2 protein-coding genes are annotated in these 2,335 nt (G+C 51.6%); both read right to left on the bottom strand.

From position 1 onward, the window contains the following. Positions 1-31: 31 nt before the first annotated feature. Positions 32-985 carry an HTH-type transcriptional regulator Cbl gene (gene cbl, locus FDW88_RS18700; RefSeq protein ID WP_115258849.1) on the bottom strand — a complete coding sequence of 318 codons (954 nt, stop codon included), beginning with the start codon at positions 983-985 and terminating at the stop codon, positions 32-34. 101 nt (positions 986-1,086) lie between these two features. Then, on the bottom strand, positions 1,087-2,004 hold the full coding sequence (gene nac / locus FDW88_RS18695) for a nitrogen assimilation transcriptional regulator NAC (RefSeq protein ID WP_096757534.1): 918 nt from the start codon (positions 2,002-2,004) through the stop codon (positions 1,087-1,089). Positions 2,005-2,335 lie beyond the last annotated feature (331 nt).

The raw sequence follows: 2,335 nt of genomic DNA, 5'->3' as shown, positions 1-2,335 counted from the left end.
CCTGCTTAGGAAACTAAGCGGGCTTTTTGTTTTATATCTGATAATCAATCATTACTTCATCATCTGGCTCCATCGCTTGTCGCTTGATCTCCTCCACGGATAACCCTGCATTGCATAACTCGATGAATCGCCAAACGTAATTACGTTGTAATTGACCGCGTTTCAAGCCAAGCCAGACAGTGTTGGCATCGAATAAATGCCGGGTATCAAGACGGGTGAGCGTCCCCTCTTCCTGTTCACCGCTGGATTGCTCCGCCACCAACCCAATGCCCAGTCCCAGCGCCACATAGGTCTTGATCACATCAGAGTCCTGCGCGCTGAGGATAATATCTGGCAGTAATCCTTTGCGGGCAAATGCCTCATCAATACGTGAACGCCCGGTGATGCCCTGGCGGTAAGTAATAAGCGGCCAGCGAGCAATGGCCTCCAGCGTCAGCGGGGACGTCAGGACTAACGGATGATCGTGAGGTACGAGCAGGCTGTGATGCCAACGAAACCATGGAAAAGCCACCAATAGTGGATCGCTGCTTAACCGCTCGCTGGCAATACCGATATCTGCCCCACCATTTTGCAATAGTGCGTCGATTTCCTGCGGCGTGCCCTGAATTAACTCCAGGCGAACCTCTGGGAAGAGTTCGCGAAACGCTTTAATCACCGCAGGCAGGCTATAACGTGCCTGCGTATGGGTAGTGGCAATCGTCAGCACTCCGGAAGTATCATTGGTAAACAGATCGGCAAGTCGGCGAACATTGCTGGCTTCATTGAGAATACGTTCAGCGATAACCAGCAGGGCTTTACCCGGTTCGGTCATACCAAGCAGGCGTTTACCACGGCGGATAAATATTTCGATACCCAGTTCATCTTCAAGCTCGCGAATATGGCGGCTTACCCCCGATTGCGAGGTATAAAGGATATTCGCGACCTCCGTCAGGTTGTAATCCTGACGTGCCGCTTCACGGATGATTTTAAGTTGCTGGAAATTCACTCTACACTCCGGATACATCAGACATTACGCTATTGTTAAAGTCTGATGACCGGCATAACAAATAATAAAAACCTGCATCTTATTCCTGCACGGAATAAGGTTTAACTCACTAACTGCAGTTCACGGTTTTCAACTGCCGGGCTACCGACCAGCGACAACAGGATCTCTTTCACCGCCTGAGCCTGAGGCGATAAACTCCCCCTGGCCGACACGTTCAACGATAACGGCAAACTCATCGATGGGGTGGTAATACGCGCCATCCAGCCATTTGCCGCATTGCAGAGTGAACGAGCAGCGGACTCCGGTAAAACAGTCACCCCCATGCCACTGGCAATCGCTGCGGTTAAGGTGGAAATAGACTCAATTTCCCCAATCACTTTGGCCGTTAAACGGCGTAATGAAAATGCTTCATCTACACGTAAACGCACCGCGCTGTAATCCCGGGGAAGAAACAGACTCATCTGGGCTACAGCGGCTAAATCAACACTTTGCCCTGGACAATCTCGTGTGCCGACAAGGAAAAGATCCTCTTTTAGCAATGGCTGGCTAGTAATACCTGCGATCGGAGAACGTTCGTAGAGTACGGCCATGTCGAGCTGACCACTGAGCAACTTTTCGTTTAGCGCCGCTCCACTGTTCTCATGCAGGTAGATCAACACCTCTGGCAGTTCGGCGCGCACGGTCTGTAATAACGGCATGGTGATAGATGACGCTGCCGTCCCGGGGGCAAGGCCAATAGACACCTGGCCGCTCAAGGTCTGTCCGATATTACTGACGGCAAGCTGCGCCTGCTCGCACTGCCGCAAAATCGTGCGGGCGTGGGTATAAAGCACCTTTCCAGCGTCAGTCGGTGTCACGCCGCGCTTAGTACGAATCAGCAACTGTTGATCCAGTTCGCCTTCCAGCGTAGCAACCTGTTGGCTCAACGCGGGTTGCGCAATATGCAACACTTCCGCTGCCTGGGTCAGGCTACCAATATCGACGATTTTTACGAAATATTTCAGCCGTCTGAAGTTCATTTTGCCTCCTGTCGGAATACCAGAACCCGTGCTGGCAGTCATGTTCATCAGGTTTGCAAAATGCTTGCCAGTTTCGAGTGAGTACGGGCCACAGCGCTCAGTGCCCGTAAAACAAGGCCTGGAGGTCAATGATAAATATTCTTTACCCTGGCAGCCGTCTTTTCCTCTGCCCCACCACATGCAGTGGCGCACCAGAATAGGGCAACAATCTAAAAAGCGGGAAAGATCGCCGCTTTGTTGATTTTGTCAGCAAACAAACTCGCAATTGCATTTACCCCTTTGACAACACCCGCGCCCCTCGCTAATATGCGCCTCGTTCACACGATTCCTC

This window comes from Citrobacter sp. wls829 (assembly GCF_005280825.1).
Taxonomy (GTDB): domain Bacteria; phylum Pseudomonadota; class Gammaproteobacteria; order Enterobacterales; family Enterobacteriaceae; genus Citrobacter; species Citrobacter gillenii.
Note: the sequence above shows the minus strand (reverse complement) of the source record. Positions and strands in the feature narration are given on the sequence as shown.